Origin of the sequence: Roseomonas sp. TAS13, assembly GCF_001950415.1 — a bacterium.
Lineage (GTDB): Bacteria > Pseudomonadota > Alphaproteobacteria > Acetobacterales > Acetobacteraceae > Roseomonas > Roseomonas mucosa.
In genome coordinates this window covers 1-7,915 of sequence record NZ_BDLP01000202.1, presented here as the reverse complement: position 1 = coordinate 7,915, position 7,915 = coordinate 1, and the positions used below count along the sequence as shown (strand labels likewise).

The 7,915-nt window shown below is 69.2% G+C and carries 9 protein-coding genes and 1 pseudogene; 4 read left to right on the top strand and 6 right to left on the bottom strand.

The window, feature by feature from the left end; translation table 11 throughout:
* Positions 1-230: pseudogene (locus ROTAS13_RS15235) on the top strand (glucan biosynthesis glucosyltransferase H); the annotation flags it as partial.
* Between the two features lie 15 nt (positions 231-245).
* Here the strand turns inward: ROTAS13_RS15235 and ROTAS13_RS15230 are convergent.
* The 3 genes from ROTAS13_RS15230 to ROTAS13_RS15220 form a co-directional block, all read right to left on the bottom strand.
* Positions 246-2,708, bottom strand: coding sequence for a bifunctional diguanylate cyclase/phosphodiesterase (locus ROTAS13_RS15230; RefSeq protein ID WP_075822758.1), 2,463 nt, complete (start codon positions 2,706-2,708; stop codon positions 246-248).
* A 4-nt stretch (positions 2,709-2,712) separates the two neighbouring features.
* Positions 2,713-3,231, bottom strand: a complete 519-nt coding sequence (locus ROTAS13_RS15225) for an oxidoreductase (protein ID WP_099781607.1) — start codon at positions 3,229-3,231, stop codon at positions 2,713-2,715.
* A 67-nt stretch (positions 3,232-3,298) separates the two neighbouring features.
* Positions 3,299-3,697, bottom strand: coding sequence for a 6-carboxytetrahydropterin synthase (locus tag ROTAS13_RS15220; RefSeq protein WP_075822757.1), 399 nt, complete (start codon positions 3,695-3,697; stop codon positions 3,299-3,301).
* A 369-nt stretch (positions 3,698-4,066) separates the two neighbouring features.
* On the opposite strand from ROTAS13_RS15220, the gene ROTAS13_RS15215 reads away from it, so the two are divergent.
* Entirely contained in the window at positions 4,067-4,282 is a 216-nt protein-coding gene (locus ROTAS13_RS15215; RefSeq protein WP_252571134.1) for a hypothetical protein, read from the top strand.
* A gap of 111 nt (positions 4,283-4,393) precedes the next feature.
* Here ROTAS13_RS15215 and queE read toward each other — a convergent pair whose 3' ends face one another.
* The 3 genes from queE to ROTAS13_RS15200 form a co-directional block, all read right to left on the bottom strand.
* Positions 4,394-5,026, bottom strand: a complete 633-nt coding sequence (gene queE / locus ROTAS13_RS15210) for a 7-carboxy-7-deazaguanine synthase (RefSeq protein ID WP_075822755.1) — start codon at positions 5,024-5,026, stop codon at positions 4,394-4,396.
* On the bottom strand, positions 5,023-5,586 hold the full coding sequence (locus ROTAS13_RS15205; RefSeq protein WP_075822754.1) for a 6-carboxytetrahydropterin synthase: 564 nt from the start codon (positions 5,584-5,586) through the stop codon (positions 5,023-5,025). Before ROTAS13_RS15205 ends, queE begins: the two co-directional genes overlap by 4 nt.
* Positions 5,587-5,679: 93 nt before the next feature.
* Positions 5,680-6,378 carry an exopolysaccharide biosynthesis protein gene (locus ROTAS13_RS15200; protein ID WP_019461788.1) on the bottom strand — a complete coding sequence of 233 codons (699 nt, stop codon included), beginning with the start codon at positions 6,376-6,378 and terminating at the stop codon, positions 5,680-5,682.
* 202 nt (positions 6,379-6,580) lie between these two features.
* On the opposite strand from ROTAS13_RS15200, the gene ROTAS13_RS15195 reads away from it, so the two are divergent.
* Together ROTAS13_RS15195 and ROTAS13_RS15190 are read left to right on the top strand one after the other, a co-directional pair.
* Positions 6,581-7,201 (top strand): DUF1194 domain-containing protein, encoded by a 621-nt coding sequence (locus ROTAS13_RS15195; protein ID WP_075822753.1) that lies wholly within the window; start codon positions 6,581-6,583, stop codon positions 7,199-7,201.
* Positions 7,202-7,309: 108 nt separating this feature from the next.
* Positions 7,310-7,915: nitronate monooxygenase family protein (locus tag ROTAS13_RS15190; RefSeq protein ID WP_139323382.1), on the top strand; the 606-nt coding region annotated here is incomplete at its 3' end.

Sequence of the window (7,915 nt, the reverse complement as noted above, 5' to 3'; positions counted from 1 at the left end):
GCCACCTGGCGGGCGACCCGGTCCTGGCCGAGGCGCATCGCCGGATGCTGCCGCCGCCACGCCGCCCGCGGCTGGACCCGCTCGATCCCGCCCTGCTGCTGGGCCTGGCGCGGGTGGAGGAAGCGGAACGGCTGGAGGAGGTGCTTCCGGCCCTGTCCCGGGCGGAAAAGGCCGCCGTGCTTGGCGACGCCCGCGGGCTGGACCTGCTGCTGGCCATGACGGGGCGGTGACGGGGGCGGCCCCGTTCAGCTTTCCGCCAGGGCGGGCATCCAGTGCGCGAGCTGGCCCGGCTCGCTCGGCCTGCCCAGCAGGAAGCCCTGGCCCTGGGTGCAACCGGCCTCGCGGAGCTGCTGGAGCTGGTCCTGGCGCTCGATCCCTTCCGCCGTGGTGGTCATGCCCAGGGTATGTGCCAGGGCGGCGATCGAGTTCACGATCGCCAGGGAATCCGGCCGCGCCGACATCTCCCGCACAAAGGACTGGTCGATCTTGATCTTGTCGAAGGCGAAGCTGCGCAGGTAGCTGAGCGAGGAATAGCCCGTCCCGAAATCGTCCAGCGCCGTGCTGATGCCGAGGTCGCGGAACTGGCGGAGAATGGCCATGACGCGCTCGTTGTCCTGCAGCAGCGCGGATTCCGTGATCTCCAGCTCCAGCCGGCACGGCGGCAGGCCGGAGGTCTCCAGCGCCGTGCGGACGGCCTGCACGATGTCGCCGCGCTGGAACTGCAGGGCCGACAGGTTCACCGCCACCCTGATCGGGTTCGGCCAGCGCATCGCCTCGGCACAGGCGCGGCGCAGCACCCATTCGCCGATGGGCACGATGAGGCCCATCTCCTCGGCCAGGGGGATGAACTGCGCCGGAGAGATCGGGCCGCGCTGCGGGTGGCGCCAGCGCAGCAGGGTCTCGAAGCCGTTGAGCCGGCCGTCCTCCAGATCGAAGATCGGCTGGTAGACGAGGGTCAGCTGCTCCTGTGCCAGGGCCGTGCGCAGGTCGGCCTCCAGCAGCGCCCGCTCGTGGATCTCGGCCTCCATCGCATCCTCGAAGATGCGGTAGGTGCCGCGCCCGGATTCCTTGGCGCGGTAGAGGGCGAGGTCGGCCTTGCTGAGCAGCTGGTCCGGCGTGACCCGGTTGTCCTGCGTCGCGGCGATGCCGATGCTCACGCCCACCACCACGACCCGTCCGGACAGGCTGTAGGGCGCGCCGATCACCTCGATGATGCGCTGGGCCAGGAGCTCCGCCTGGTGCGGCTGGTCGAGCGAGCGGTGCAGCACGGCGAACTCGTCGCCGCTCAGCCGCGCCACGACCTCCGTGGAGCGCAGGCAGCCCTGCAGGCGCTGCCCCACCAGCTCCAGCAGCGCATCGCCCGCCGGATGGCCGAGCGTGTCGTTCACCAGCTTGAACTGGTCGAGGTCGAGGCAGAGCACGGCCATCTCGTCGCGCCCCGGCCGCAGGTCCTGCAGCGCCTCCTTCACCTGGCTGCGAAAGAGATGCCGGTTGGGCAGGCGCGTGAGCATGTCGTGATGCGCCATGAAGCGGATGCTGGCCTCGGTGCGCCGGCGCTCGGTGATGTCGTCATAGGTCGCGATCCAGCCGCCATCCGGCATCGGCTCCTGCGTCACCTCCAGGGCGCGGCCCTCGGGCACCTCCACCACCAGCTCGGCGCGCTGCTGCTGTTCCGAGAGGCGGCGGTGCTCCTCCAGGCTGCGCTGCGCCAGCTCCCGCCCCGAACGCTGATGCCCGGCGAGGCGGAACAGCTCCTCCGCCTGCATCCCCTGCCGCACCGAGGCGGGCGGGATGTCGAAGAGGTCGAGGAAGCGGACATTGCAGACGATCAGCCGCTGCGCCGCATCCACCATGCACAAGCCCTGCGACATGTTGTTCAGCGCGGCATCGAAGCGCGTGTTCTGCATGTGCAGGTCGCGGTCGCGCTGGTGCAGGACCTCGTTCTGCGCCTGCGCCTCCAGCATCGCCTCCTGCACGTTCTCCTTGGCCTCGATCAGCTCCTGCCGGTTGCGGCTGAGGTCGGAGACCAGTGCCTGCATCCGTGCATAGGTCTGCCGCAGCAGGCGGTTGTTGCCGATCAGGAAGGCGACGAGGCCCAGGGAGCACAGGATCAGCCCGAGCAGGACGCCCGAGAAGGTCCAGTGCAGCACCGTCAGGTCGCGCAGGTCCTGGGCATTGCGCTCGGAACTGTCGCCATAGGCGGCCGCCGAGATGCGCAGCAGGTCCTGGTTGATGGGGGCCAGCAGCCGCAGAACCTCCTGCGGCGTGCCGGCCGCCCCCAGCCGTGGCAGCAGCGCCTGGACCTGGGTGGCGACCTGGTGTGCCCTCGCCAGGGCCGCGTCCATATCCGGGCGCCGGTCGAAGAACTCGCGCGCCTCGCCATTGCCGAAGAGCTGCAGCCGGTTCTTGAAGATGTCGAGCCAGAGCTGGACCTGCTCCTCGTCCCGGTCGCCGTCGGGCAGGGCGTAGAGGGCCACCACGGTCTGCAGCCGGTTCAGCTCCGGCACGGACTGGGTCACCAGCCAGGTGAGGTTGTAGCGCGACACGTTCTCCAGCGCGTGCTGGCGCTGGACGATCAGGACGGACAGGTAGAAGGCCACGCCGATCAGCAGGATCGTGGCCGCCAGCAGCACGGATCGCGAGCGCGAGGCCCAGGCCGGCAGGGCGATCGATGCCGGGAGCGCGGGAGGGCCGGCGGCAGGCTCCATCGGGCTACTTGACGATCAGCCGCGTCACCTGCCAGGCGGAGCGCCCATAGTAGCGCTGCGCGCGGAGATCGGGGTTGCTGTCATAGGGATAGACGATGAAGAACGGACCCTTGTCACTGACCGGCATGTAGTTGCCGTCCCGCTTGAAGGCGAGCAGCGTGCCGAAGCGGGAGAAATCCTCCACCGGCAGTTCGGTCGTGTACTCGTTGAGGGCAACGGCCTGCACCGTGGTGCCGAAGGCGCCCAGCTCCTCCAGCAACTTGGCCATCGGCACACCCTCGAAGCGCACTGGCTGCTCGTACCAGGGGGTCTGGGTCACGATGCTGCTCATGCCCAGGGCTTCCAGCATCGGGCGGTCGAGCCGGGCCAGATCGCCGTCGTTAAAAACCTTGATCTTGCCCGCAACGGTCAGGACAGGCCTGGCAGCCGGTGTCCCGAGTGGGCCGGCGGCGCCGGCCAGCAGGGCGCCCGTCAGGCTCGTCAGGAGCCTTGCCATGGAGCGTCGCGTCAGCCGATCGTCCATCGTTATCCTCTCCACAAGCGAGCGCCCCAGGCCATTCCGGCCAGCATACGTGATTTTCCTGGTGCAATCACCCTTCAAGGTTGTGAATTCTTTCCGTTACTAGCTTTCCGGCGTCGGAATGACCGGAATAGGTACAACCTTCCGCCAGGCCGTCCGGTCCTCGCCGCACGACGACGCGGTCGAGTCCATCCAATTCGGTGGAAAGCTGTCCCCAGATCCAGCGCGCCACGTTCTCCAGGCTGGGATGCTCCAGGCCCTCGATGTCATTCAGGTAGGTGTGGTCGACTTTCAGCCGGACCTTCTCCACCACCTTCTCCACCTCGTAGAGGTTATGGGACCAGCCATAGACCGGGTCCGGCTCGCCCCGCAGAAAGACCTGCACCAGGAAGGAATGCCCGTGCAGCCCCGAGAAGGGGGGAAGCTGGTGCGCGGCCTCGAAGGTGAATTCCTTCAGGGTTTCAATCATGATCGTTCCCGAGCCGCAGGATGCGGCAAGCTGTGGAATTGTATCACGACAATAACAACAACCATAAGGTTATGGTTTACGAGGAAAACAACCTTTGGTGGAGTGTGGCCTGTTTTCCACGTGACGGGTCCAGGCCCGGCCACAGCGAGGGTCGGGCTGCGAGGGCTTCCGGAACCGCGTGGATGTAGGCGGTAACGAGGAAAACTGCCAGGTTGAAAGAAATTCTCATTCTCGCCTCTGGTCCTGTTCTTGTGAAGGAAGCGATTGTTCTTGGAGATTGTTATCCATCCATGACCGGCAACAGGATGCACCCGTTCCGGAACACGTGGCGCAGGCCGCGCCGCATCGACCGCATTTTGGAGGACCACGATGTCTGCTGCCTCGATGAATCAGGCCGCCTGCGAGAAGTGCACCTTCTTCGACCTGCACATGGCCGGGCAAGCCGCCCCGAAGGATGACGAGAAGCTGGGCCTCTGTCGCTACAACCCGCCGGTGACGCAGCCCAGCGCCGAGGCCCATGGCCTCTGGCCCAAGGTTTCCAACGACGATTGGTGCGGGCACTACGAGCCGGAAACCAAGCACTGAGCTTTCCGGCCGGGACCGGTCCGGTGACCTGACAGGCTTCTCCCGGCCGGTCCAAACCTCACCCCGGCCCGGGGCGAAGGCGGACCGGCGTCAGGCCGCCGGAGGCAGGGGTCAGGGGATGCCGATCAGTTTATGGGTTTGCAGCGACAGCCGCCATTGTGGGTGTTCCAGGCAGTAGCGCACCGCCGCCTCGGTATGGGCCAGCCGGTCCGGGCCATCCATCGGCTGCAGGTAGAAATGCCCGAATTCCAACGGTGGCAGGGAATCGGGCATCAGCATGGGCTGTGGAAAGACAAGCTTCAACTCGGAGCCGCACCGGACCTTGAGCGGGGCGCCGGCCTTGGGGCTGATGCACAGCCAGTCGATCCCCTCTGGCGGCTCCACCGTCCCGTTACTTTCCACCGCGATCTCGAAGCCCCGCTCGTGCACCGCCGCGATCAGGTGCGTGTCGAGTTGCAACAGCGGTTCGCCGCCCGTGAAGACCACGTAGCGATGCGACGCACCGCCGGGCCAGGCGGCCTCGATCGCCGCGGCCAGGGCCCCGGCATCCGCGAAGCGGCCGCCGCCTTCGCCATCCATGCCGATGAAGTCCGTGTCGCAGAACTGGCAGACCGCCCCGGCACGGTCCTCCTCCCGCCCGCTCCAGAGGTTGCAGCCGGCGAAGCGGCAGAAGACCGAGGGCCGGCCAGCCTGTGCGCCCTCGCCCTGGAGGGTCGCGAAGATCTCCTTGACGGCGTAGCTCATGCTGCGCCCACCACGGCCCGCAAGGGCATGGACAGGTCGTTGATGCTGTCATCCGCCCGCTGCCACCAACGGGGTGCCCCGTCCAGGGCGGCGGCGGGCAGGAAGGCCAGGGGATCGCCGTCGAAGGTGACGGTGTTGGTGGGCGTTTCCTCGATCCGGATGCCGACGCAGCGCAGCCGGCCGCCATCCTCCGCCAGGAACGTGTTCAGCTTGCTCATGAACAGGCAGGCCAGGACCTCGGTGGTCGGGTCGCCGGGCGTGACCAGGAGGCGGTCCAGGCGATGCGGCTCGTTCTGGCGGAACCAGGCCAGCAACGGGTCGTGTTCCGCGATCTGAAAGGCATGATCCACTGCCCCGTCGATCCAGCGGTGCCAACGGGACTTCGCGCGCTCGAAGGGCTCGACCATGTTGGCGTGGCCGTCCAGCGGCGCCGGGCGGGCCGCCTCCAGCCGCACCGTCACCGTCTCGTTGTGCCCATGCGGCACGGCGCATTTCTCCGAACCGCCCGACAGCAGGCGGTGCCCCATGGCATAGCGGCGTGAAAAGACGAGACCGAACATGCGCGGTCCTCTAGACCAAGGCGGGCCCGTATAGAAGCGAGGAGCGCCCGGCCCGGCTCCGCGTTCGCGGCAGGGCGGCCCAAAGGAACCAAGTCAGAGAAACCAGGACAGTCCCTGGAAGCCGAGCCAGCAGATGGCGATGAGCACCGCCGCCGCGAAGAGGCAGCCCGCCGCGGTCAGCGCCACGCCCCAGCCGACCAGCCGGTTGTCGCGCTCCACCACACCCAGGGCCATGACGATGTTGCCAAAGGCCGGCGGGCCATTGGTGCCGGGGCCGGGCAGGATCAGCATCACGGCGCAGAGCACGGTGAGCCAGCCGACGAGCCGGTCCCCGGCAGGGGAGGTGAACCAGCCGTCATGCGGGTGCAGCCGCGCCTCGAAGCGCCGCAGCCAGCGGGAGGAACTCCCCGACAGGCGGAGAAGGTCGGCGCGCTTCACCGAGCGCCGTGCCAGAAAGCCGGGCAGGGCCGGCACCTGGCGGCCCAGGCCCATCTGCGCACCCAGCAGGAGCATCGGCAGGCCGAAGACGCTGGCCATGCCGGGCAGCAGCGCCGGCAGGCAGAGGAGCAGGATCAGCAGGCCGAAGGCGCGGTCGCCGAAGGCTTCCGCCATCTCGCCCAGGGTGATCCGCTCGCCCGGACAGGCGGCCGCGACCTCCGCGATGATGCGGGAGATGGGAGCACCCTCATGCAGATCGCCGCCATGGGAGGCACCGCCTGTGGTCGTGGAGGGGCCGGGCGTGGAAGGGGAGCGCTGCGGCCGCAGGGCCGCCTCGTCGGAAACACCATCCATGCGGAAAAGCCTGCTCCTCCTCGCGGGTCGTCGGGGCGGCCCATGCCGGGCACCGGCACGCAAGCTGGGGGCTGGCGGAGGCGAAAGCGAGATCGAAAGTGGATTTTTCTCCATCTTATTACAATCGGTCACCCTCCGCCTGCCTTCGGCGGGATCGGACGGGGCTTCCCGCGCGGCCGGGCGGCATGCTCCAAGCGATGCCATGCGGGACGTTGATCTGGCGCTCTGCCTGGCGGTCGATGTGTCCGCCTCGGTGGATTACGACGAGTTCGGGCTGATGATGGGCGGGCTGGCCGCGGCCTGGCGGCAGGCGGCGCTGGTCGCCGCCGCGACCTCGGGCCCGCGCGGGGCGGTGGCGGTGACGCTGCTGCAATGGTCCGGACCGGGGGCACAGGCCCTGGCGGTTCCCTGGCTGCTCGTGACGGATGGGGCCTCCGCCTCGGCCCTGGCCGATGCGATCGACAACTCCCCCCGCCTGCCGCCACCCGGCGCCACCGCGCTGGGCGAGGGTATGGCGGCCGCCCTGGCGCGGCTGGCGGCCTTTCCGGCGTGGGCGGAACGGCTGGTGCTCGATGTCTCGGGCGACGGGGCGGGCAATACCGGCCGCCCTTCCGGTCCGGTGCGGGATCTGGCGGTGGAGGCGGGGGTGGTGGTCAACGGGCTGGCGGTGCTCAACGAGGAGCCTGACCTGCTGGCCCATTACGAGGCGGAGGTGATCGGCGGCCCGGGCTGCTTCGCCGTGGCCTGCGCCGATTATGCCGATTTCGCCGAGGCCATCGCCCGCAAGCTGTTCCGCGAGATCCGCGGCAGCCTTTCCGTCTGACTCCCGCAGCCCACCCGGCCCGGCCGGCCCGCCAACCACCGGAGCCTGCCTGTGACGAGTGGACCGGAAGGTCTATCAGCGGGGGACGAATCGGAGGGAAGAATAGCCATGCGCGATCCGCTTCTGGCGCGGCTGGGGGTCCGCTCCCCGATCATCCAGGCGCCGATGGCGGGCGTCTCCACCCCCGCCCTGGCCGCCGCCGTCTCGGAGGCCGGCGGGCTGGGCTCCATCGGGGTCGGCGCCGTGGCGGCGCCCGCGGCACGGGAGATGATCCGGGAGATCCGGGCCCGCACGGCGGCGCCCTTCAACGTCAACCTCTTCTGCCACCGCCCGGCCGCGCAGGACCCGGCACGGGAGGCCGCCTGGCTGGCGCGGCTGCGCCCGGCCTTCGCGGCCCTCGGCGCGGAACCCCCGGCGGCACTGCGCGAAATCTACGCCAGCTTCCTCACCGACGAGGCGATGCTGGCCATGCTGCTGGAGGAGCGGCCGCCGGTCGTCAGCTTCCACTTCGGCCTGCCCGATGCGGCCCGGCTGGCAGCGCTCCGTGACGCGGGCATCACGCTCCTCGCCACCGCCACCAGCCCGCGCGAGGCCGCCCAGGCCGAGGCGGCGGGCGTTCATGCCCTGGTCGCCCAGGGCATCGAGGCCGGCGGCCATCGCGGGGTCTTCGACGGCCTGCCGGACGAGCGGACCGGCACCTTCGCCCTGGTGCGC